This is a genomic window from Micromonospora humi, assembly GCF_900090105.1.
GTDB lineage: Bacteria > Actinomycetota > Actinomycetes > Mycobacteriales > Micromonosporaceae > Micromonospora > Micromonospora humi.
In genome coordinates this window covers 65204-88107 of the sequence record NZ_FMDM01000019.1, presented here as the reverse complement: position 1 = coordinate 88107, position 22904 = coordinate 65204, and the positions used below count along the sequence as shown (strand labels likewise).

The following is a 22904-nucleotide window of genomic DNA, read 5'->3' as shown; positions in this document are numbered from 1 at the left end:
ACGAGAGGAACACGGTGAGTCTGACCGATTCGCAGGCCGTGGTGTCGCTGGTCGCCGCGCTCGCCATCCTGGCCGGGCTGGCCGGCGTGGTGGTGCCCGGCCTGCCGGCGCTGCCGCTGTGCTGGGGCGGCGTGCTGGTGTGGGCGTTGTTCGGCGACGCCGGCGCGGGCCGCTGGGCGGTGCTGGCCGCCGCCACGGTGGTCGCCGCGGGCGGCACCGTGGTCAAGTACCTCTGGCCGGGGCGGAACCTGAAGCGGACCGGCGTGCCCACCCGCTCGCTGCTGGCCGGCGCGCTGCTCGGCGTGATCGGGTTCTTCGTCATCCCGGTGATCGGGCTGCCGATCGGCTTCGTCGCCGGGATCTGGGGGGCGGAGCTGCTGCGGCTGGGCAGCAACAAGCTGGCCTGGCCGGCCACCGTGCAGGCGCTCAAGGCGGCCGGGCTGTCCATGCTGGTCGAGTTCATGGCGGGCATGGTGATCGGCGCGCTCTGGGTGGCCGGCCTGCTGTTCGCCTGACGCGCCGATCCCCGTCGCGGGGGAGGCGGTTGGTCCGCGGGCGTGACGTCACCGGCCCGGCCGGTCCCTAGCGTCGGTCCCATGGTCCTCCCTCACCCGACGGGCCGCCGGCGAGCGACCCGCGTCCGGGCGCTGCCACGTGCCGCAACCCGTCGAGCCGGCACCCGCACCGCGACGCTGCGGCACCCCGCCGCCGGCCCACCGGCCGGCCGGACCGAGACGTCGCACCGCCCCGCCGTCCACCGGCGCGCGGCCCGGACGTGGGCGCTGCTGCGCCTGACCCGGCCCTGGTTCTGGCCGTTGGGCTGGGCCGCCGCGTACGCCGGGTCGGTGCTCGCCACGCGCACCTGGCTGCCGCCGACCGCGGCGCTGCCGCGGTCACTGGTGGCACTGGTCGTGCTCGGGCCGCTGCTGTGGACCGCCGTGCTCACCGTCAACGACCGGCACGACCTGCCCAGCGACCGCCGCAACCCGCGCAAGGCGACCGCGCCGCTGGTCATCGGCCTGCTCACCGAGGCCGACCTGCTCCGCTGGCACGTCGGGGCCACCGTCGCGGCGCTCGCGCTCACGGTCACCGCGATCGGGCCGGCGTTCGCCCTGGGCACGGCCCTGGTGCTGCTGCTCGGGTGGGCCTACAGCACCCCACCGGTACGCCTCAAGACCCGGCCGGGTCTGGACGTCGCCGCCAACGCGCTCGCCGTGGGGGTGCTCGCGCCGCTGGCCGGGTGGTCCCTGCACCGGCCGGTCACCAGCTATCCGGTGCTCGTGGCGGTGCTGGGTCTGCTGCTGGTGGCCGCGCTCTACCTGCCGACGACCGTGCTGGACGTCGACGCGGACACCGCGGCCGGGGACACCACGGCGGCGGTGCGCTGGGGTACGCGCCGATGCCGGCGCGCCGGTCTGGCGCTCTGGGCGGCCGCGACCGGGGTGTGGCTGGTCTGCTGTCACCTGGGCGTTCTGGTGCGGCGGGACTCGTGGACCCTGCAGGACCTGTGGGCGTCGGTGCTGATCGCCGGCTACGCGGTGGCCGTGCGCCGGCCGTCCATTCCCAGGCTGGCCGGGGTCTGCCTGCTCTTCGCGGTGCCGGCGGGGGACTTCCTGACCTGGTGGATCGCCGCCGGCCCGGCGTGAGGTGCGGCGACGCGGGCGTCCGGGGTACGGCGGAACGCCGTACATCAGTGAGAGAGAGGTGGACGCCGCGCGCCGCCGCGGACCGGGCGTTGCCGAGCGCCCGGCGCCGGCCCGTCGGGTCGGGCCTGGTCACGGCTTCAAGCATGCCTCCGGCGGAGCGACGGGACAACGCATTTACCCGGCCCGGGTATTGACCACCTTGATCGGCGAAGAGCAGACTGCGAGCACTCGCCTCGAGGAGGTGTGCAGTGGCCACGACGCCCGCGCCGACCGCCGAGCAGCCGATGGACGACGACGCCCGACGACTCGCCGAACTCGGCTACAAGCAGGAGCTGCGCCGCAAGTGGAGCGGCTTCTCCAACTTCGCCATCTCGTTCTCGATCATCTCGATCCTGGCCGGCTGCTTCACCACGTTCGGCCAGGCGTGGAACAACGGCGGCCCGATCGCGATCTCCTGGGGCTGGCCGCTGATCTCGATGTTCATCCTGATCATCGGGTTCTGCCTGGCCGAGTTGGTGTCGGCGTACCCGACGGCGGGCGGCATCTACTGGTGGGCGGCGACGATGGGGCGGCCGGTGCACGGCTGGTTCACCGGGTGGCTCAACCTGATCGGCCTGGTCGCGGTGACCGCCTCCGTCGACTACGGCTGCGCCACCTTCCTCAACCTGACGCTGTCGGCGCTCTTCGACGGCTGGGCCGGCACCGGGCACCAGACGTTCGGGCTGTTCGTGGTGATCCTCGCGCTGCACGGTCTGATCAACATCTACGGGCACCACATCATCGACGTACTCCAGAACGTCTCGGTCTGGTGGCACGTGGCCGGCGCGGCCGCGGTGGTGCTGATCCTGGTCCTGGTCCCGGACGACCACCAGAGCTTCCGGTTCGTGTTCACCGAGCGGTTCAACAACTCCGGCTTCGGTGACGGTGACACCGGCGGGCTGACGTTCTGGTTCTACGTGCTGCCGCTGGGCTTCCTGCTCACCCAGTACACGATCACCGGCTTCGACGCCTGCGCGCACGTCTCCGAGGAGACCCGGGGCGCGTCGAAGGCCGCCGCGCAGGGGCTGTGGCGGTCGATCTTCTATTCCGCGGTGGGCGGCTGGATCCTGCTGCTCGCGTTCCTGTTCGCCGCCACCGACGTCGACGCCATCAACTCCGCCGGTGGCTTCTCCGGGGCGATCTTCGAGACCGCGCTGACCCCGTTCTTCTTCAAGGCGGTCATCATCATCTCCACCATCGGGCAGTTCTTCTGCGGGATGAGCTGCGTGACCTCGATGTCGCGGATGGCGTACGCGTTCAGCCGGGACCGGGCGGTGCCCGGCTGGCGGCTCTGGTCCAGGGTCAACCGCAACGGCACGCCGGTCAACGCCATTATCGGCGCCACGCTGGCCGGGCTGGTGCTCACCCTGCCCGCGCTCTACCAGCGCGGTGGCATCCCGGTCGCGTTCTACGCGGTGGTGTCGGTGGCGGTGATCGGGCTCTACCTGTCCTTCATCATCCCGATCTTCCTGCGGCTGCGGATGGGCGACCGGTTCGTGCCGGGGCCGTGGACGCTCGGCCGGCGCTACAAGGTGCTCGGCTGGATCGCGGTGGTGGAGATCGCGATCATCTCGGTCTACTTCGTGCTGCCGATCGTCCCGGCCGGTGTGCCGGGCAACGCCGACTTCTCCTGGACCGCGGTGAACTACGCCCCGCTGGCGATCGGTGGCGTGCTGCTCGGCGTCGCGATCTGGTGGTACGCGTCGGCCCGTACGTGGTTCACCGGCCCCCGCCGCACCGTCGAGGAGCACGACACCCCCGACCCCGTCCCACCCTCCTGACCCCCTCGCCGTGCGGGCTCGCGGGGGTTCATGCGGCTTCCTTCTGCAGTGCGGGGCCGAGGAGCAGGCCGCCGTCGATGACGTACTCGGCGCCGGTGATGAACGCCGCCTGCGGCGAGACGAGGAACAGCAGCAGCGCCGTGATGTCGGCGGGCTGCCCGAGTCGCGGGACGGCGAACGGTTCGGGTGAGTAGAAGTCGGCGATCGGGGCGTCGCTGCCGGCCGCCGGCTCGGTGATGAACGGGGTGGCGACAACGCCGGGGTGGATCGCGTTGACGCGGACACCGTCGCGGCCCAACTCGAGGGCAGCGGTCCGGGTGAGCCCTCGAACCGCCCATTTGCTGGCGACATAGGGCGCGTAGAAGGCGGTGCCGCCGATGCCCATGGTGGAGGCGATGTTGACGATCGCTCCTCCGCCCGCGCGCCGCAGCGCCGGGGCGGCTGCCTTGATGCCGAGGAAGGTGCCGGTGAGGTTGATGTCGAGGATACGGGCCCAGGTGGCCCGGTCGGTGGACTCGATGAGGGCCGGCGGGTTCTGCACCCCGGCGTTGTTGACCAGGATCGTGAGCGCACCGAAGGCCTTCTCGGTCTCCGCGACGGCGGCGGTCCACGACTCCTCCTGGGACACGTCGAGTCGGACGAAGAGCGCCCGGTCTCCCAATTCGGCGGCGAGGCCGGCGCCACGTCCGGCATCGATGCCGGTGATGACGACGTTGGCGCCTTCGGCGTGCAGGGCGCGGACGTGGCTGGCCCCCTGCCCGCCGGTGCCACCGGTCACGAGCACGGTCTGATCGGCGAAGCGAGACATCGGATCCTCCGAGGGGTACGAGGAACGACACCCGGGAGCAGGTGGTGAGTCGAGTGACTCACCACGCCGACGCTACGCTCCGGCTCGTGGTGAGTCAACCCACTCACCTCTCTATGATGGGCGGATGACCCCAGCGCCCTCGGCCTACCACCAGCGCGTGGCGCAGGAGAAGCGCGCGCTCATCGTCCGAGCCGCCACCGAACTCTTCCTCGAACTGGGCTACGACCGGGCGTCACTGGCCCGTATCGCCGACAGCGCCGGCGTGTCGAAAGCGACGCTGTTCAAGCAGTTTCCGACGAAGGCGGCATTGTTCGATGCCATCGTCGGGGACTCGTGGGCCGGGAACGACGTCGCCGACGTGCCGCCCGCCGGTGACCTGACGGCCGGTCTCACCGTTCTGGGACGGCGCTACGCGACGCTGTTGGGCCAGCCGGAGATGACCGACCTGTTCCGCATCGTCATCGCCGAGCTACCGCGCTTTCCCGAGCTGGCCAGGGCGCACTTCTCGCAGGGCAAACTGCCGTACTTCGAGACCGTCCGGATCTATCTCCTGGCCGAGCGCGACGCGGGAACGGCAGACGTCGCCGACCCGGAGCTGGCCGCCACCCAGTTCCTCGGCATGATCTCCAACTATCTGTTCTGGCCGAGCCTTCTGCTCCCGGACTGGACGGTGACCCCTGCCCGCACGACCGCGGTCGTGGAGGAAGCCGTTCGCACCACGGTCGCGCGGTACGGGGCACGCTGACGGCCGAGGCGCCGGGGTCTAGGCCGGGGGTTGGGGGTGGGTGCGCGGGAAGCGGAGGATGCGGTCGTCGTCGGCCGCCGGCGGGACGCCGCGCGGCTCGCGGTTGCTGGTGGTCACCCAGAGTGCGCCGTCCGGGGCGACCGCGACGGTACGCAGGCGGCCGTACGTCCCGACCAGCTCCGCCACCGGTACGCCGACCTCGCCGGCGGCGTCGACCGGGATCGTCCACAGCCGGGTGCCGCGCAGCGCGGCCACGTAGAGCGTGCCCCGGGCGAACGCGGCGCCGCTCGGTGACGCCTGGGCGGGCGGCCACACGACCACCGGGTCCCGGAACCGGCTGTCGCCGGCGACACCCTCCACCACCGGCCAGCCGTAGTTGCCGCCCGGCACGATCCGGTTCACCTCGTCCCAGGTGCTCTGCCCGAACTCGGTGGCGAACATCCGGCCGTGCCGGTCCCAGGCGAGCCCCTGCACATTGCGGTGGCCGTAGCTGTAGACCGGCGAGCCGGGGAACGGGTTGTCCGCCGGCACCGCGCCGTCCGGGCGGATCCGCAGGATCTTGCCGTTGCGGCTGGTCAGGTCCTGGGCGCGGGCGGGTACCCCGGCGTCGCCGACGCCCACGTAGAGCATGCCGTCGGGGCCGAACGCGATCCGCCCGCCGTCGTGGAAGGTGGCCCGGGGGATGCCGCTGACGAGCACCTGCGGGACGGGCGTCGCGGCCAGCCGGAACCGGACCACGCGGATGTCGGCGGCGGTGGTGTAGGCGGCGTAGACCCACCGGTCCCACCGGTAGCCGGGGGAGACGGCGAGCCCGAGCAGGCCGGCCTCGCCGCCGGCGACCACGTCGGCGACGCGCGCCACCTGCTGCGCGGGCCGGCCCGGGCGCACCCGGAGGATGGTGCCCAGATCCCGCTGGGCGACCAGGGCGCTGCCGTCGGGCAGGAAGGCCAGCCCCCAGGGCACCGCCAGCCCGGAGGCGACCACCCGCGGGTTCGCCAGGTCGTAGCCGACCGCCGCGCGCCTGTCGACGTGCCGCTCGAAGCCGGCCGGGCGCAGGTCGACCAGGTCCGGCTGCGGGGCGGTGGCGACGAGCGGTCCCGCGGGGTGACCGGTGGGCTGCCGGTCGGCGCGGGCGTCGGTGGCGCCGAACCCGATCGCGAGGACGGCGGCGGCAGCCGCGACGATCCGACGACGCATGTGCACTCCTCGCGTTTCGCCCCCGGCCCCACCGGGGCATTGACGGTGATCCGGTTTGCCAGTAGACCTTGGTGATGGAGGCCCCCTGATGAGTAGAACGCCGTTCTCCCTGGAGCAGTTGCGGGTCGCCGTCGCCGAGGGCGAGATCGACACGGTGGTGCTCGCCCTCACCGACATGCAGGGCCGCCTGCAGGGCAAGCGGATCCACGCGCCGTTCTTCCTCGACCAGGTGGTGGAGAACGGCAGTGAGGGCTGCAACTACCTGCTCGCCGTGGACGTGGACATGAACACCGTCGACGGGTACGCGATGTCGAGCTGGGAACGCGGCTACGGCGACTTCGCCATGCGCCCCGACCTGAACACGTTGTGCCGCACGCCGTGGCAGCCCGGCTCCGCGCTGGTGCTGGCCGACCTGGAGTGGTTGGACGGCTCCGGCCCGGTGGTCGCCTCCCCCCGGCAGATCCTGCGCCGGCAGCTCGACCGGCTGGCCGGGCACGGGTTGACCGCGTACGCCGGCACCGAGCTGGAGTTCGTGCTCTACCGCGACTCGTACGAGGAGGCGTGGCGGCGCGGCTACCGCGAGCTGACCCCGGCGAACCAGTACAACGTCGACTACTCGCTGCTCGGCACCGCCCGGGTGGAGCCGCTGCTGCGCCGCATCCGCACCGAGATGGCCGGCGCCGGGCTCACCCCGGAGAGCGCGAAGGGCGAGTGCAACCTCGGCCAGCACGAGATCGCCTTCCGCTACGACGAGGCGGTGGCCTGCGCCGACCACCACGTCGTCTACAAGAACGGGGCGAAGGAGATCGCCGCCCAGGAGGGTATGTCGATCACGTTCATGGCCAAGCCCAACGCGCGCGAGGGCAACTCGTGCCACATCCACTTCTCGCTGCGCGACGCCGCCGGTTCGTCGGCGATGCTCGGCGACGGGCCGGCGCACCTGAGCGTGACCGGGCAGCGGGTGCTGGCCGGGCTGCTCGCCACGATGCGCGAGTTCAGTCTCCTCTTCGCGCCGAACGTCAACTCCTACAAGCGGTACCAGCCCGGCTCGTTCGCGCCGACCGCGCTGCGCTGGGGCACCGACAACCGCACCTGCGCGCTGCGGCTGGTCGGGCACGGGCAGGGAATGCGGGTGGAGAACCGCGTCCCGGGCGCCGACGTCAACCCCTACCTGGCAATCGCCGCGCTGGTGGCCGGCGCGGTGCACGGCATCGAGCACGAACTGGAGTTGCCGGACGAGTGCACCGGCAACGCCTACGACGACCCGGCCGCCGAGCGGGTTCCCGGCACGCTGCGCGACGCGTTCGACCTCTGGCAGGGGTCGGCGGTGGCCCGGGAGGCGTTCGGCGACGAGGTGGTGGCCCACTACGCCAACAACGCGAAGGTCGAGCTGGCCGCCTTCGACGCCGCGGTCACGGACTGGGAGCTGGTGCGTGGCTTCGAGCGCCTCTGACCCGCCGCCCCTCGCTGATCTTGCACTTGCGGCCCTCGGCGTGCGGCATGAGCGGCTTTTGTCGGGGCAGCAACTGCAAGATCGGCGAGGAGAAGGGGGAGCGGCGTGGGTGAGGTGATCTCGCCGGTTGACGGGGGGAGATTGGGGGAGGTGGCGTCGGCGTCCCCGGCGGACGTGGACGCGGCGGTGGGGCGGGCCGCGGCGGCGTTCGAGGGGTGGCGTCGGGTGGCGCCGGGGGACCGGGCGCGGCTGCTGCGGCGGTTCGCCGCCGAGGTCGACGCGCACCTGGAGGAGCTGGCGCGGCTGGAGGTGCGCAACGCCGGGCACACCGTCGGCAACGCGCGCTGGGAGGCCGGCAACGTCCGGGACGTGCTCGACTACTGCGCGGGCGCGCCGGAGCGGCTCACCGGACACCAGATCCCGGTGCCCGGCGGGCTCGACGTCACGTTCCACGAACCGCTCGGCGTGGTCGGCGTGATCGTGCCGTGGAACTTCCCGATGCCGATCGCCGGCTGGGGCCTCGCCCCGGCGCTGGCCGCCGGCAACACGGTGGTGCTCAAACCGGCCGAGCTGACCCCGCTGACCGCGCTGCGCCTGGCCGAGCTGGCACTCGACGCCGGGCTGCCCGAGGGCGTCTTCACCGTGCTGCCCGGGCGGGGCGGCGTGGTGGGCGAGCGGTTCGTCACCCACCCGGCGGTCCGCAAGATCTGCTTCACCGGCTCCACCGAGGTCGGCACCCGGATCATGGCCGGCTGCGCCGAGCAGGTGAAGCGGGTGACGCTGGAGCTGGGCGGCAAGTCGGCGAACATCGTCTTCGCCGACGCCGACCTGGCGAAGGCGGCGGCCACCGCGCCGTCCTCGGTCTTCGACAACGCCGGCCAGGACTGCTGCGCCCGCTCCCGGATCCTGGTCCAACGCCCGGTGTACGACCGCTTCCTGGAACTGCTCGAACCGGCCGTACGGGCGTTCCGGGTGGAGGACCCGGCCCGGGAGACCGCCGAGATGGGGCCGCTGATCTCCGCCGCGCACCGGGACCGGGTCGCCGGGTACGTCGACGGCGCCGACGTGGCGTTCACCGGCTCCCACCCCGACGGGCCCGGCTTCTGGTACCCCCCGACGGTGCTGCTCGCCGGCGCCCCGACCGACCGGCACTGGCGCGAGGAGATCTTCGGCCCGGTCGTCTCGGTGCTCCCGTTCGACGACGAGGCAGACGCGATCCGGCTCGCCAACGACACCGAGTACGGGCTCTCCGGCTCGATCTGGACCCGCGACGTCGGCCGGGCCGTGCGGGTGGCCCGGGCGGTCGAGGCGGGCAACCTCAGCGTCAACTCGCACTCCTCGGTGCGCTACTGGACCCCGTTCGGCGGGATGAAACGCTCCGGGCTCGGCCGGGAGCTGGGTCCGGACGCGCTGCACGCCTTCACCGACGTCAAGAACGTGTTCATCGGCACCGAGGAGTGATCACCGTGCAGGGACGACTTTCCGACCGGGTGGCGGTGGTGACCGGCGCGGGCAGCGGCATCGGGCTGGCCACCGTGCGGCGCTTCGCCGCCGAGGGGGCGCGGGTGGTCTGCGTGGACATCGACGCCGACGCGGGCACCCGGGCGGCCGAGGAGGTCGGCGGCGAGTTCGTCGCCACCGACGTGGCCGACGAGGCGGCCGTCCGCGACCTCTTCGACGGCGTGGTGGAACGCCACGGCCGGGTGGACGTCGCCTTCAACAACGCCGGCATCTCGCCGCCCGACGACGACTCGATCCTGGAGACCGGACTGGACGCCTGGGAACGGGTGCTGCGGGTCAACACCACGAGCGTCTACCTGTGCTGCAAGCACGTCATCCCGCACATGCGTCGGCAGGGCAAGGGCTCGATCATCAACACCGCGTCGTTCGTGGCGCTGATGGGGGCGGCCACGTCGCAGATCGCCTACACGGCGAGCAAGGGCGGGGTGCTGGCGATGACCCGGGAACTGGGGGTCCAGTTCGCCCGCGAGGGCATCCGGGTCAACGCGCTCTGCCCCGGCCCGGTCGCCACCCCGCTGCTGCTGGACCTGTTCGCCAAGGACCCGGAGCGGGCCGCCCGGCGGCTGGTGCACGTGCCGATGGGCCGGTTCGGTGACCCGACCGAGATCGCCGCCGCGGTGGCGTTCCTGGCCAGCGACGACGCCTCCTTCATGACCGCCGCGCAGTTCGTGGTGGACGGCGGCATCACCGGCGCCTACGTGACTCCGCTGTGACGCGGCGGCCGGTCATCGGCATCACCGCGTACGTCGAGCCGGCCGGCTGGGCGGTGTGGCGGGACGTGCCGGCGACGCTGGTGCCGCAGGCGTACGTCCGGTCCGTCACCGCGGCCGGCGGCCGGGCCGTGGTGCTGCCCCCGGACGACACCGACGCCGACGTGCTGGAGCTGCTGGACGGGCTGCTGCTGGCCGGCGGCGCGGACGTCGGCCCGGAACGGTACGGCCAGCCACCTGACCCGCGCACCGAGGCCCGGCCGGAACGGGACGCCGGTGAGCTGGCGGTGCTGACCGCCGCGCTCGCGGCCGACCTGCCGGTGCTCGGGGTGTGCCGGGGCATGCAACTGCTCGCGGTGGCCTACGGCGGCACCCTGCACCAGCACCTGCCGGACGTGGTCGGGCACGACGGGCACCGTCCCGCGCCGGGGGTGTACGGGTCGCATCCGGTGCGCTTCACCGCCGGCAGCCTGGCCGGGGACGTGATGGCCGGGGTGGACCGGGTCAACTCGTACCATCATCAGGCGGTCGCCGACCCCGGCGGCCTGGTCGTCACCGGCCGGGCCGACGACCAGGTGGTGGAGGCGGTGGAGGATCCGGCGCGGCGCTTCGTGCTCGGCGTGCAGTGGCATCCGGAGAACGAGGCCGATCCGCGCCCGGTCACCGCCCTGGTCCGGGCCGCGATGTCGCACGGATCACAGCCGGCCGGCCCGCGCCCCCGCCCGGCTCGCCCCCGCCCCCCGGTTACGACAGGATGAGGCGGAGGTAACCAGCGCCCACCGGGCCGCGTGCGTTACGTTGCTCGTTCGCCGGGGTAGTAGGCGGGGACGGTCGGCGTGGTTGCGCCGGCCGTCGTGGACATGGCCGGAGCGGGAGGCTGCATGGGCTCGGCCCAGGGGGGCGGGGGCGTCGGTCGTTCGTCCCCGGCGGCCGGCGAGTCGTCACTCCCACCGTTGCTGACCGCCGCGTTCGCCGCCGGCGGTGAGATGGGCGAGCGGCTACGCGGCTTCGACTGGTCGGCGACCCGTCTCGGCGCCCCGGCCAGCTGGCCCGCCGCGCTCTGCCACGCGCTGAGCACCATGCTGGCGTCCCGCGCCCAGATGGTGGTGTTCTGGGGCGAGGAGCACCTGGCGTTCTACAACGACGCCTACCGGCCGACCATCGGTGACAAGCATCCGGCGGTGATCGGGCAGTCCGCCCGGCTGCACTGGGCCGAGACCTGGGACGTCCTCGGCCCGCTGCTCGACGGGGTGCGCGGCACCGGCGTCCCCTACCGGGGCGAGAACCATCCGTTCGTGATCAACCGGCACGGCTTCCTGGAGGACGTCTACTTCGACGTCTCGTACGACCCGATCCGGGACGCCGACGGCACCGTCAACGGGATCTTCTGCTTCGTCAACGAGACCACCGGCCGGGTGCTCGGCGAGCGCCGGCTGCGGACCCTGGCCGAGCTGGGCAACGAGTTGGGCGACGTGCCGAGCACGCTGGAGCTGGGCCGGGCGGTGGCCCGGGTGCTCGACGCGCACCGCGCCGACGTGCCGTTCAGCGCGATGTGGCTCTCCGACGCCGACGGCGCCCGGGCGCTCGCCGGCTGCTCCGGCGTCGACCCGGCCACGGTCGCCGGCTGGTCCGGCCTGCCCGCCGGCGAGCCGCTGACCGTGCCGCGCTGGATCGCCACCGCCGACCTGCCCGGCGCGGTGCCGGCGGACGCCGCCGACCAAGCGCTGCTGCTGCCGCTGACCGCCACCAACGAGCCGGCCGGCGCGCTGCTGCTCGGCGTGGCCCGCCGGCTGCCGTTCGGCGACGACTACCGGGACTTCGTCGACCTGGTCGCCGCGCAGGTCTCCCGCGCCGTGGGCAAGCAGCGGGTGTACGAGCAGGAGCGCGCCCACGCCGCCGAGCTGGCCGCGCTGGACCGGGCCAAGACCAACTTCTTCGCCAACGTCAGCCACGAGTTCCGCACCCCGCTGACGCTGGTCCTCGGGCCGCTGGAGGACATGCTCGCCGACCGGGAGCTGCCCGAGGGCTACCTCGACCGGCTGACCGTCATGCACCGCAACGGGCTGCGCCTGCTCAAGCTGGTCAACACCGTGCTCGACTTCTCCCGGCTGGAGTCCGGCCGGCTGGCCGCCCGCTTCCAGCCCACCGACCTGTCCGACTACACCGCCCGGCTGGCCAGCACGTTCCGCTCGGCCACCGAGCGGGCCGGGCTGCGCCTGGTGGTCGACTGCCCACCGCTGCCCGCGCCCGTCTACGTCGACCGGGACATGTGGGAGAAGATCGTCCTCAACCTGGTGTCGAACGCGGTGAAGTTCACCTTCGACGGTGAGATCGCCGTCCGGGTGCGTGCGGGCGACGGGTCGGCCGTGCTGGAGGTCACCGACACCGGGGTCGGCATCGCGCCGGAGGAGCTGCCGCAGGTCTTCGAACGGTTCCACCGGGTGGCCGGGGCCCGCTCCCGCACCCACGAGGGCACCGGCATCGGGCTCGCCCTGGTCCGCGAGCTGGTCGAGATGCACGGCGGCACGGTCACCGCGCGCAGCGTCGTCGAGCGGGGCACCACGTTCACCGTGACCGTGCCGTTCGGCTACGCGCACCTGCCCGCCGACCGGGTGTCCGCGCTCGCCCCGGTGCCGCTGACCGAGCCGGAACAGGCCCGGCTCCACGTCGCCGAGACCGCGCTCTGGACCGACGAGGTGGCCCGGCCGGCCGGGTTGCCCGAGCCGTCCGGCACGCCCGGCGGCTCCGGCCGTGTCCTGCTCGCCGACGACAACCCCGACCTGCGCGAGCACGTCAGCCGGCTGCTCTCCCCGGCGTACGACGTGGTGGCCGTGCGCGACGGCGTGGAGGCGCTGCGGCTGGCCGTGGACACCCCGTTCGACCTGGTGCTGACCGACGTGATGATGCCCCGGCTGGACGGCTTCGGGCTGGTGACCGCGTTGCGCGGCAACCCGCTCACCCGGCACGTGCCGATCGTGATGCTCTCCGCCCGCGCCGGCGCCGCCGAGGAGGTCGCCGGCCTCTCGGCCGGCGCGGACGACTACCTCACCAAGCCCTTCTCCAGCCAGGAGTTGGTCGCCCGGGTCCGGGCCAACGTCGAGCTGGGCCAGCTCCGCGGGCAGATCATCCGCCGGTTGCGGGCGCTCGCCGACGCCGCCGTGGCGATCAACACGGCCCGCTCCACCGTCGACGTGGTGCGGGTGGCCGCGCAGCACGCGCTCAGCCTGGCCGAGGCGGGCCGGGTGATGGTCGTCGCCACCGGCGCCCGCCACGAGGAGGACGCCGGCGGGGACCTGCCGGCCGAGCCGTCCACGGTGCTGCCGCTCACCGGCACCACCGGCGAGCAGCTCGGCGAGCTGCGGGTGTGGCGGCGCGAGGGCGGCGGCACCGAGCAGGCGGCGCTGACCGAGCTGGCCCGGCTGGTCGGCGTGCGACTGGAGAACGCCCAGCTCTACGAGGCCGAGCACCGGATCGCCACCACGCTCCAGCACAGCCTGCTGCCGCGGACGTTGCCGCAACTACCGGGCGCGGTGGTGGCCAGCCGCTACCTGCCGGGCAGCGCCGACGTCGAGGTCGGCGGCGACTGGTACGACGTGATCGGCACCTCCGACGACGAGCTGGTGCTGGTCATCGGCGACGTGGTCGGCAAGGGCGTGCGGGCGGCCGCCGCGATGGGTCAGCTCCGCAACGCGCTGCGGGCGTACGTGCTGGAGGGCTACGACCCGGGCGAGGCGCTGACCCGGCTCAACCAGCTCGTCCACTCCACCGGCGGCGACTCCTTCGCCACCGTCGTCTGCCTCGACTTCTCCCCGCGCACCGGCCGCCTCCGGTACGCCAGCGCGGGCCACCCCTCGCCCCTGCTGATCCGAGGAGACGACGTGGCGTTCCTGCACGATCGGGCCCTCGGACCACCGGTCGGGGCGATCCCGGGCACCGCCTACCGGACCGTCGAGGGTGAACTCGCCCCCGGCGGCCGGCTGCTGCTCTACACCGACGGGCTGATCGAGGACCGGGGGTCGGGCATCGACGCCGGGCTCGGCCAGCTGCGGGCCGACGCCACGGTGCGCGGCGAGCACGTCGCCGACCTGGTGGACGCCGTGGTCAAGCGGGTGGCCGGGCGGTCCCGGCGCGACGACGTGGCGGTGCTGGCGCTGGAGGCGGCCGAGCTGAACCGCTTCGCGCTGCGGCTGCCGGCCGACCCGACCCGGCTCAGCGTGCTGCGCAAGCGTTTGGAGGACTTCCTCGTCGCCCACCAGGTCGGCGAGACCGACCTGTTCGACCTCACGGTGGCGGTCTCGGAGGCCGCGGCGAACGCGATCGAGCACCCGGTCGACCCGGCCGATCCGACCATCGGGGTCGAGGTCACCATCGCCGATCGCACGGTGACCGCCACGATCCGGGACAGCGGCCGGTGGCGCGAGTCCAGCGGGTCGAGTTTCCGCGGGCGCGGGCTGGCCCTGATCCAGGCGCTCGGGGAGATGAGCGTGACCCGCACCGAGGACGGCACCGAGCTGACGTTGCGGCGCCGGCTGGCCGACTAGTCGGCCAGCCAGTCCTGCTCGCCCAGGCCGGAGATCTCCAGCACCCGTCGCACCTGACGGGACGGCAGCACGGTGAGCGCGGCCGGGAACCTCTGGGCGAGCCGGACCACCGCGTGGATGGCGGCGGAGTCGAAGAACGTGACCGACCGCAGGTCGAGCGTGAGCTGCTTGGCGGGCTCGCGCAGCGCGGTCTGGAACATGGTGTCGGCGGTCGCCATGTCGACCTCGCCGGTCACCTGGACGTGGAGTCGGACGCCGTCGCCCTCCGCGGTCACGGAGAAGACGGGCGGTGCGCCCCCTTGATCCACGCAGCAACAATGGCACAGCGTTTGCGGCGCGGCAACAACCTGCCCGGCGGGGCCGTGGCGGGGGTCACGACGGGGGCCGGCGATAGGCTGAGGACATGACCGTCCGTGCGCCGCTGACCCCCGGCACGCTCTCCCCGTGGCGAGCGGTTCCCACCCACATCCCACGCCCGGAGTACGTGGGCAAGAAGCGCCCGCAGGAATGGCGGGGCTCGCACGTGCAGACGCCGGAGACCATCGAGAAGATGCGGGTGGCCGGCCGGCTCGCGGCGCGGGCCACCCAGCTCGCCGGCGAGCACTGCAAGCCGGGGGTGACCACCGACGAGATCGACCGGGTGGTGCACGAGTTCCTCTGCGACCACGGCGCCTACCCGTCGACGCTCGGTTACCGGGGCTTCCCCAAGTCCTGCTGCACCAGCCTCAACGAGGTCATCTGCCACGGCATCCCGGACTCGACCGTGCTGCGCGACGGCGACATCATCAACGTCGACGTCACCGCGTTCCTCGACGGGGTGCACGGCGACACCGACGCCACCTTCTGCGTGGGTGAGGTGAGCGAGGAGGCCCGGCTGCTGGTCGAGCGGACCCACACCGCGATGATGCGCGGCATCAAGGCGGTCGCCCCGGGCCGGCAGATCAACGTCGTCGGCCGGGTCATCGAGTCGTACGCCAAGCGGTTCGGCTACGGCGTGGTCCGCGACTTCACCGGGCACGGCATCGGTGAGGCCTTCCACAGCGGCCTCTACGTGCCGCACTACGACAGCCCGCGTCCCACCGACGTGATGGAGCCCGGCATGACGTTCACCATCGAGCCGATGATCACCATCGGCACGTACGAATACGACATGTGGGACGACGGCTGGACCGTCGTCACCAAGGACCGGAAGTGGACGGCGCAGTTCGAGCACACCATCGTCGTCACCGACGACGGCTACGAGATCCTGACCCTGCCGTGACCGAGACCCCGGCGGCGCTGCGCGAGGCGCACCACGCGGACGTGTCCGGCGGCTGGCTGCGGCCGGCGGTGTTCGGCGCGATGGACGGTCTGGTCACCAACATCGCGCTGATCGCCGGTGTCGGCGGCGGCGGGGTGTCCCCGCGCAGCGTGGTGCTGACCGGCACGGCCGGCCTGGTGGCCGGCGCCATCTCGATGGGCCTGGGCGAATACACGAGCGTCCGCTCCGCCAACGAGCAGGTGGCCGCCGAGGTGGCCAAGGAACGGCGCGAGCTGGAGCGGCACCCGGAGGCGGAGGCCCGCGAGCTGGCCGACGTCTGGGTCGCCCGCGGCCTGCCCCGCGACCTGGCCACCCAGGTCGCCGAGGCGGTGCGGCGCAACCCGGAGGAGGCGCTGCGCGTCCACGTCCGGGAGGAGTTGGGCGTCGACCCGGACGACCAGCCCAGCCCGTGGGCGGCGGCCATCTCGTCGTTCATCTGCTTCTCGATCGGCGCACTGGTGCCGCTGCTGCCCTACCTGCTCGGCTTCACCAGCCTCTGGCTGGCCCTCGCCGTCGGCGGGGTGGGGCTCTTCCTCGCCGGGGCGATCGTGGCCCGCTTCACCTACCGCTCCTGGTGGACCAGCGGCCTGCGGCAGTTGCTGCTCGGTGCGCTGGCGGCCGGCGCCACCTACCTGATCGGCATGCTGATCGGCGTCGGCGGCGGGCTGGGCTGACCCGCCTCAGCCGTCGAGCAGGTCGTCCACGGTGCCGTCGACCGGTCGCCCCCGGGCCGCCAACTCCTCGGCCTGACGGCCCAGCGCCGCACCCACCTCGGTCATGTCCGCCCCGGCCAGCCCGGTACGCCGTACCGCGTCACCGGGGTCGCGGAAGTAGGTGCGGCTGAACAGCCCCTGCACGGTGGCCGCCGCGAGCCGGGCCTCGCCGAGCATGAGCAGCGCCTGGTCGGTCTCGTACCATTCGGCCAGCCGCAGCGCGCGGGCGTGCGCGGCGCTGCCCCGGTACCAGGCCTGCCGGGCGGCGGTGGTGAACTCGCCCGGCCGGGCCCGGGCCAGCCGGGCCAGGTGCTCGTCGCGCAGCAGTCGCAACCACCCGGTCGGGTCGTGCAACGCGCAGGTGGTGACGTACCGGTCGGCGGCCAGCGGCCAACCCGCCGTGATCGTGGTGGCCCGACGCAGGTAGTCGTCCGCCCCGGCCACGGTCAGGTCGACGAGCACCCCGTCCACCCGGCGGGTGGACGCCGGCGGCCCGGCGCCCGGCCGGTAGGTGGCGACCAACAGCCCCACCTCGCCGTCCCCGCCGCCGTCGTCGTCGCCGTGCGCCAGCGGGCCGTGCACCGCGACCGCGAGCACGTCGGCCGGGAACCGGCGCAGCACCGCGTCGCCGACCCGCTCGGCCACCCGCCACCGCGGATCGACCAGCCGGTCGATCTCCCGCCCGCCGACCACGTGCACCTCCCGCGCGTCAGGCGGTCGGGACCAGGCGGAAGACCTTGATCTCGCGACCGCCGGCCCGTTCCACGTACGTGCGGTAGGCCGGCCACTCCTGCACCAGGCGGTCGAAGAGCCGGTCCCGTTCCGCGCCGACCACCTGCTCGGCGCGCACCGGGATCCGGCGCCCCTTGACGTCGACCTCGGCGGCCGGCTGGGCCAACAGGTTGAACGTCCACGACGGCTGGTGCTGCTGCCCCCAGTTGGAGCCGATCACCACGTAGGCGTCGCCGTCGGGGACGTAGAGCAGGGGATTGCTGCGGGGCTTGCCGGAGCGGCGGCCGGTGGAGGTGAGCACCAGCGTGGGCACCAGCCCGAACGCGACCACCCGCCCTTTCGTCAGCCGGCCGACCAGCCGGTCGGCGGGGACGAGCACGCGCATGGTGGTGGCGAACCACTGCTGGTGACCGAGGCGACGGGTGAGGGATCCCAGAGCGGACACCCGCCCAGTGTGCCCCTGGACGGGCCGTCAGTCGAGGCGGCGTTCGATCGGCAGGCGGGAGCGGGTGAGCAGGGCCGCGCCGGCCATCGCCACCAGCGGCACCACCACCAGGACGGCCATGGTGAGGCCGGGCACGACCACCGGGTACGACGGCTCCACCGGCCAGGACTGCGCGTACCGCTGGTTGAGCGAGGCCAGGATGACGACGGCCGAGCCGAGCCCGGCCACCATGCCGAGCGCCGAGCCGAGCACCGCGATCACGCCGGCCTGGCAGAGCGACAGCACCCGGCGTACCCGTGGGTCGGCGCCGACCGCCGCGAGCGTGGACAGGTCCCGACGGCCCTCGGCGGCGGCCAGGCCGGTGGCGACCGCGGCCGCGCCGAGCGTGATGATCCCGGAGGCGGCGGCCAGCAGGAGCAGGACGGGCCGCTGGTCCGACGTCGGGTCCGCGGTCGCCATCTCCACCGACAGCGGCACCACGTCGGCCAGGTCGTCGGCCAGCCGCTCGCGCTGCTCGACAGTGGGTGGGCCGGTGGTGTCCACCAGGTAGCCGGTCGGCGCGGGGGCCAGGCCGAGCGCGTCCGCCGCGGTGGGGGAGATCACCAGCCGGTCCACCGGGAGGCCGCCGCGCAGGACGTGGCCGGGCAGCAGGCGGACGGTCGTCGCAGCCCCGGAGCTGTGGTTGACCTCCACCCGGACCTTGCCGTCCACCACCTGACGGGGGTCGGTGACCACCACGCCACCCGCCGCGAGCGCCCGCCGCGCGGCCGCCACCTCGTCGGCCGGGGCGCCGGTGAGCGCGGGCAGCGCCGCGCCGTCGTCCACGAGTGCCGGCAGGGAGACGTCGTTCGCGTCCCGGAACGGTTGGCGGCAGCGGGGGTCGTTCCGGGCCGACGCGGGTCCCGGCCCGTACGGCGGATACGGGCAGCGCTCCTCGGGCGGGCGCACCGCCAGCGCGTAGCAGTAGTCGTCCGGCGCGGCCGGGCGGGCGCACTCGGGGGTGGCGACGGCCGTCACGGCGGCGCCCGGCAGCACCGCCCGGACCCGCGCGGCGATCGTGCCGGCCGCCGGCAGCGTCCTGGCCGGCGAACTGCTGGGCTGGAGCATCAGGTGGCCGGGCGGCAGGCCGGGCTGCCAGCGGGACTGCTCCCGGGCGGCGTCACTGGCCACGTAGACGCCGAGCGCGACGCTGCCGGCGACGGCGGCCATCACGGCCGAGATGGCCGGCGCGGCCGAGGACCGGTTGCGGCTGGCGTCGCGCAACGCGAGCCGGGGCGTCAGCGGCAGCAGCCGGCCGGCCCGGGCGAGCAGCCCGACCAGCGTCGGCGTGCAGAAGACCAGCCCCAGCTCGCCGAGGACCACGCCGGCCAGCACCCCGGTCGGCGAGGTGCGGGTGGCGGCGAACGCGGCCAGCGCGGTGCCGACGACGGTGAACAGCGCCCCGAGCAGCAGCCAGCGGCGACGCGGGCGGGGCGTCTCGCGCCGGCCGGCCAGGCCGGCCATCACGTCCTGCCGGGCCGCGGTCCAGGCCGGCGCGAGCGCCGCCAGCACGCCGGCCAGCACCGCGACCGCGGCGATCGCGGCCAGCGCGGTCGGGAAGACGCGGTACGCGCCGAAGCGCTCGTGGATCAGGTACTGCTCGACCAGCGGCCGGCCGGCGAACGCGGTCCCGACGCCGAGCAGCAGCCCGAGGGCGGCCCCACCGGCGCCGAGCACCACACCGTCGGCGAGCACGATCCGGCGCAGGTGCACCGCGTCCCCGCCGGCCACCGCGACCAGCGCGAGGTCCCGCCGCCGGCGGCGGACGCCGACCGCGAAGGCCGGGCCGACCAGCAGCACCACCTCCAGCAGCCCCAACCCGCCGACCAGCACCGAGACGCCGGTCTCCTCGGCGCCCGGCATCGTCGTGTCGTCGGTGAGCTGGTCCCGGCCGGGCAGCGGGTGCCGGGCGGTCACCTCGATGCCCTGCGCGTTGAGCCGGTCGGCCAGCGCCCGGTCCACCTTGCCGGGCAGGTCCACCAGCCAGCTCTCCTCGGCCGGCGGCCCGGGCGGGGCCACGTCGGCCATGGTGACCATCTCGCGGAGATTCTCCGGGAACTCGACCACCCCGACCACCCGGTAGGTGGTTCCGTCGGCGGCGCGCACCGGCGCGCCGACCCGGGTGTCCAGCCGGCGCAGCGCGGCCGGACTGACCGCGATCTCGTCCGGCCGGACCGGCGGCCGGCCCTCGCGGACCGTGGCCAGCGGCCGGGCGAGGGGATCGGTCAGGTCGACCGCCCGCGCGTCGATCGACACCTTCTTCCGGCCGATCCGCGTCTCGAACGACACCCACCAGCGCACCCGGGTGACCCGGCTCCCGGCGGGCAGGAGCGCCCGCAGCTCGTCGGCGGTCACCGGCTGGGTCCGGGGCACCTGGTCGTCGTCGACCGACCAGGACTGCTCGCCCCACGCGTCCTGTCGCACCGGGGCGAGGTTGTTCCAGCGGAGCTCGGCGTCGGCCGCGCCGAGCCGGCGGTCGAGCCGTTCCGAACGGGTCAGGTCGGACATGTCGTAGCTCACCGCGGCGAAGCTGAGCCCGAGCACCGGCAGCGCGATCATCACCAGCACCAGCAGCGTCCGTCGCCGGGACCGGCGGGCCTCCCGGCGGGCGATCCGCAGCGCCGTACGCCACGAGCCGCGTGCCGCGGCGAGCCGGCCGGAGGTCACCGGCCGCTGCCGCTGAGCAGGTGCTCGATGCCGATCAGCGGCGCGGTGGAGTCGACCAGGACGCCGTCGCGCAGGAAGACCACCCGGTCCGCCCAGCCGGCGTGCCGCGCCTCGTGCGTGACCAGCACCCCGGCGGCGCCCTCGTCCACCCGGCTACGCAGCAGGTGCAGCACCGCCTCGCCGGCCTGGGAGTCCAACGCGCCGGTCGGCTCGTCGGCGAGGACCAGCCGGCGTTCGCCGACCAGCGCCCGGGCGATCGCCACCCGCTGCTGCTGACCGCCGGACATCTGGTCGGGGAACCGGTCGGCCTGACCGGCGACCTCCACCTCGCGCAGCGCGGCCAGGGCGAGTCGGCGGGCCGCCCGTACCCCGGTGCCGTCCAGCTCCAGCGGGAGCGCGACGTTCTCCACCGCGGTCAGGCTGCCGAGCAGGTTGAGGTCCTGGAAGACGTACCCGATGCGGCGGCGGCGCAGCCGGGCCAACTCGCGGGCCGGCAGCCCGCCGAGCGCCTCGCCCTCGATGAGCACCTCGCCGCCGGTGGGCCGGTCCAGCCCGCCGGCCAGGGCCAGCAGCGTCGACTTGCCGGAGCCGGAGGGGCCCATCACCGCCACCAGCTCACCCGCCCGTACGGTGAGGCTCACGCCGCGCAGCGCGTGCACGGCGGCCTCGCCCGTGCCGTGCGTCCGGTGCACCTCGCGAAGCTCCAGCACTCCGCTCATCTCCGCCGACCTCCGTGTCGTGTCACCGACGGGCCTCGTCGCCGGCCCGGTCCACCGCCTCGGGGTGGGCGGTGGTGGGCCGGACCGGCGCCGGCCGGTGGCGGACCAGGCTGGTCTCGCAGTGGTCGAGCCAGCGCACCTCGGCCTCGGCCTGGAAGATCATCGCGTCCAGCACCAGCCGCCAGGGCAGATCCTCCGGCTTGTCGCTGGCGTACTTCAACCGGGTGAACTCCTGCAGCGCGCGCATGGTGGCGCTGCGCTGGGTCTGCACCACCGCCCGGACGTCCACGCCGGGAGTGGTCAGCGCCAGCGCCAGCTTGATCGACAGCTCGTCCCGGGGCCGGTCGGCGCGGCTGATCGGAGTGGCGAACCAGAGCGTCAGGTCCGCCCGCCCGGCGTCGGTGATCTCGTACGGCCGCTGCCCGCTCTCGTTCTCCGGCAACGGGCGGACCAGGCCGTCGCGTTCCAGCCGGGCCAGCGTGGTGTAGACCTGCCCGATGTTGAGCGGCCACGTGGACCCGGTCGACTCCTCGAACGCGGCGCGCAGCTGGTAGCCGTACATCTGGCCGCGTTCGAGCAGGGCGAGCAGGCCGTGGCGGATGGACATGGCCTGGAGTATGCATACCTGGTATGCGGTCCGCAACCGCAGGGCTCCCGTGGGTGACCGGCACCGCGCTCAGGCCGGTCGACCGGGGAACGGAACCGTGACCGGAGTCACGCCGGCCGTACGCCGCCAGCGGGTGGCCCGAAGGGCGCAGTCGGTGAGCGCGGCGAGCGCGGTGTTCCGGTCCGCCCCGGCGGTGTGCGGCAGCGCGGCCCGCCAGTGGCCGGCGGTGCGCTCCTCGATCTCGACGGCCAGCCGCAACGCGGTCGACCGGTCGGTCACCGGAAAGGGCAGGGCGTAACCGGCCCAGTCCGCCGGGACCTGCCCGGCGCCCTCGGCGAGTTGGAGGACCAGGGCGTCACGGCGGGACCGGTGGGCCGCCTCCGCGGCCCGAGCGGCCGAACGGGCCGCGTCGGCCAGGTGCACGCCGATCACCCCGTACGCCCAGACCGCCGCGTACTCGGCGACGAGCGCGTCGGTGAGGGCCCGGTTCGGGTCGGCGGTCGGGCTCACGCTGTGCCGGCCGGGCATGGCCTCACGGCCCTCGCTTCGCTCGGTGCGTTCGCTCATGCTGTGCCGGTCGGGCATGGCCTCACGGCCCTCGCTTTGCTCGGTGCGTTCGCTCATGCTGTGCCGGTCGGGCATGGCCTCACGGCCCTCGCTTCGCTCGGTGCGTTCGCTCATGCTGTGCCGGTCGGGCATGGCCTCACGGCCCTCGCTTCGCTCGGTGCGTTCGCTCATGCCAGCGCCTCCACGTGGGTGGCCCGGGCCGCGGCGATCGAGCCGAGCAGCGCCGCCCGCTCGGCCGGCGCGCCCGCGCAGGCCTTGGCGGCGTTCGTCCGCCCCTGCTGCTCGGCCCGGCGCAGCTGGGCGAGCACGGCGTCGGGCTCGGCGGCGGGCGAGCCCGACGGGGTGGTCGCCGGCGTGCCGGACGGCGCCGGTCGGCCGATCACGCGGCGCAACTCGTCGGCGTGCGCCCGGTGCGCCTCGGCGATCGGGGTGAGCCGCCCGGCCAGCGCCGGCGTGGTGCCCGCGGCGGCCCGGTGCTGCGCCTCCAGCGCGAGCGACTCGGCCACCAGCGGCTCCAGCGCGTCCGGCGGCGGTGGCTCGTCGTCACGGTCGAGAAGATCACAACCAGTCAGCGGCGCGACCGCGCCGCCGAGCGCCACGAGCGCCCCGGCGCGCAGCAGACGCCGCCGGGAATGCCCCGCCACGCCCTGGTTGGATGGTGTTCTGCCGGTCCC

At 74.0% G+C, this 22904-nt stretch carries 21 protein-coding genes; 11 read left to right on the top strand and 10 right to left on the bottom strand.

What is annotated here, in order from left to right; all coding sequences use genetic code 11:
• The first annotated feature begins 14 nt into the window (after window positions 1-14).
• From GA0070213_RS27865 to GA0070213_RS27855, 3 genes are all read left to right on the top strand, one after another.
• The gene (locus GA0070213_RS27865) at window positions 15-515 is read left to right on the top strand and encodes a DUF456 domain-containing protein (RefSeq protein WP_091071115.1); all 501 of its coding nucleotides are present in this window, start codon (window positions 15-17) and stop codon (window positions 513-515) included.
• An 81-nt stretch (window positions 516-596) separates the two neighbouring features.
• Entirely contained in the window at window positions 597-1646 is a 1050-nt protein-coding gene (locus GA0070213_RS27860; RefSeq protein ID WP_091071111.1) for a UbiA family prenyltransferase, read from the top strand.
• 248 nt (window positions 1647-1894) lie between these two features.
• The gene (locus tag GA0070213_RS27855) at window positions 1895-3466 is read left to right on the top strand and encodes an amino acid permease (RefSeq protein WP_091071108.1); all 1572 of its coding nucleotides are present in this window, start codon (window positions 1895-1897) and stop codon (window positions 3464-3466) included.
• A gap of 28 nt (window positions 3467-3494) precedes the next feature.
• Here the strand turns inward: GA0070213_RS27855 and GA0070213_RS27850 are convergent, their stop codons facing one another.
• On the bottom strand, window positions 3495-4274 hold the full coding sequence (locus GA0070213_RS27850) for an SDR family NAD(P)-dependent oxidoreductase (protein WP_091071105.1): 780 nt from the start codon (window positions 4272-4274) through the stop codon (window positions 3495-3497).
• 157 nt (window positions 4275-4431) lie between these two features.
• On the opposite strand from GA0070213_RS27850, the gene GA0070213_RS27845 reads away from it, so the two are divergent.
• The gene (locus GA0070213_RS27845; protein WP_245716581.1) at window positions 4432-5019 is read left to right on the top strand and encodes a TetR/AcrR family transcriptional regulator; all 588 of its coding nucleotides are present in this window, start codon (window positions 4432-4434) and stop codon (window positions 5017-5019) included.
• Window positions 5020-5037: 18 nt separating this feature from the next.
• On the opposite strand, the gene GA0070213_RS27840 is transcribed toward GA0070213_RS27845, so the two are convergent.
• On the bottom strand, window positions 5038-6216 hold the full coding sequence (locus tag GA0070213_RS27840) for a PQQ-dependent sugar dehydrogenase (protein ID WP_091071100.1): 1179 nt from the start codon (window positions 6214-6216) through the stop codon (window positions 5038-5040).
• A gap of 88 nt (window positions 6217-6304) precedes the next feature.
• On the opposite strand from GA0070213_RS27840, the gene GA0070213_RS27835 reads away from it, so the two are divergent.
• The 5 genes from GA0070213_RS27835 (at window position 6305) to GA0070213_RS27815 (ending at window position 14441) form a co-directional block, all read left to right on the top strand.
• Complete coding sequence (locus tag GA0070213_RS27835; protein ID WP_091071098.1) at window positions 6305-7669, top strand: glutamine synthetase family protein; 1365 nt, start codon at window positions 6305-6307, stop codon at window positions 7667-7669.
• Window positions 7670-7774: 105 nt separating this feature from the next.
• The gene (locus GA0070213_RS27830; protein WP_091071095.1) at window positions 7775-9130 is read left to right on the top strand and encodes an aldehyde dehydrogenase family protein; all 1356 of its coding nucleotides are present in this window, start codon (window positions 7775-7777) and stop codon (window positions 9128-9130) included.
• Window positions 9131-9135: 5 nt separating this feature from the next.
• Window positions 9136-9903: a 3-oxoacyl-ACP reductase gene (locus GA0070213_RS27825; protein ID WP_091071168.1), complete on the top strand. Its 768-nt coding sequence runs from the start codon at window positions 9136-9138 to the stop codon at window positions 9901-9903.
• Window positions 9900-10658 (top strand): gamma-glutamyl-gamma-aminobutyrate hydrolase family protein, encoded by a 759-nt coding sequence (locus GA0070213_RS27820; protein WP_245716580.1) that lies wholly within the window; start codon window positions 9900-9902, stop codon window positions 10656-10658. Before GA0070213_RS27825 ends, GA0070213_RS27820 begins: the two co-directional genes overlap by 4 nt.
• 123 nt (window positions 10659-10781) lie before the next feature.
• The gene (locus GA0070213_RS27815; RefSeq protein ID WP_091071092.1) at window positions 10782-14441 is read left to right on the top strand and encodes a SpoIIE family protein phosphatase; all 3660 of its coding nucleotides are present in this window, start codon (window positions 10782-10784) and stop codon (window positions 14439-14441) included.
• On the opposite strand, the gene GA0070213_RS27810 is transcribed toward GA0070213_RS27815, so the two are convergent.
• On the bottom strand, window positions 14438-14749 hold the full coding sequence (locus tag GA0070213_RS27810; protein ID WP_091071090.1) for an STAS domain-containing protein: 312 nt from the start codon (window positions 14747-14749) through the stop codon (window positions 14438-14440). The genes GA0070213_RS27815 and GA0070213_RS27810 overlap by 4 nt on opposite strands.
• Before the next feature lie 95 nt (window positions 14750-14844).
• Here GA0070213_RS27810 and map point away from each other — a divergent pair, with 95 nt between their 5' ends.
• Window positions 14845-15702 (top strand): type I methionyl aminopeptidase, encoded by an 858-nt coding sequence (gene map / locus GA0070213_RS27805; protein ID WP_091071087.1) that lies wholly within the window; start codon window positions 14845-14847, stop codon window positions 15700-15702.
• Window positions 15699-16415, top strand: coding sequence for a VIT1/CCC1 transporter family protein (locus tag GA0070213_RS27800; protein WP_091071084.1), 717 nt, complete (start codon window positions 15699-15701; stop codon window positions 16413-16415). The genes map and GA0070213_RS27800 overlap by 4 nt, the downstream gene beginning before the upstream one ends.
• Window positions 16416-16421: 6 nt before the next feature.
• Here the strand turns inward: GA0070213_RS27800 and GA0070213_RS27795 are convergent, their stop codons facing one another.
• The 7 genes from GA0070213_RS27795 to GA0070213_RS27765 form a co-directional block, all read right to left on the bottom strand.
• Complete coding sequence (locus GA0070213_RS27795) at window positions 16422-17147, bottom strand: hypothetical protein (RefSeq protein WP_091071166.1); 726 nt, start codon at window positions 17145-17147, stop codon at window positions 16422-16424.
• 16 nt (window positions 17148-17163) lie between these two features.
• Window positions 17164-17631, bottom strand: a complete 468-nt coding sequence (locus tag GA0070213_RS27790) for a nitroreductase family deazaflavin-dependent oxidoreductase (protein ID WP_091071081.1) — start codon at window positions 17629-17631, stop codon at window positions 17164-17166.
• A gap of 27 nt (window positions 17632-17658) precedes the next feature.
• Entirely contained in the window at window positions 17659-20337 is a 2679-nt protein-coding gene (locus GA0070213_RS27785) for an FtsX-like permease family protein (RefSeq protein WP_091071079.1), read from the bottom strand.
• Window positions 20334-21056, bottom strand: a complete 723-nt coding sequence (locus GA0070213_RS27780; RefSeq protein ID WP_091071076.1) for an ABC transporter ATP-binding protein — start codon at window positions 21054-21056, stop codon at window positions 20334-20336. The genes GA0070213_RS27785 and GA0070213_RS27780 overlap by 4 nt, the downstream gene beginning before the upstream one ends.
• Before the next feature lie 22 nt (window positions 21057-21078).
• The gene (locus GA0070213_RS27775; protein WP_091071069.1) at window positions 21079-21663 is read right to left on the bottom strand and encodes a PadR family transcriptional regulator; all 585 of its coding nucleotides are present in this window, start codon (window positions 21661-21663) and stop codon (window positions 21079-21081) included.
• Between the two features lie 69 nt (window positions 21664-21732).
• Window positions 21733-22191, bottom strand: coding sequence for a ferritin-like domain-containing protein (locus tag GA0070213_RS27770; RefSeq protein WP_091071163.1), 459 nt, complete (start codon window positions 22189-22191; stop codon window positions 21733-21735).
• Window positions 22192-22397: 206 nt separating this feature from the next.
• On the bottom strand, window positions 22398-22850 hold the full coding sequence (locus tag GA0070213_RS27765) for a hypothetical protein (RefSeq protein WP_175441533.1): 453 nt from the start codon (window positions 22848-22850) through the stop codon (window positions 22398-22400).
• Window positions 22851-22904: the final 54 nt, after the last annotated feature.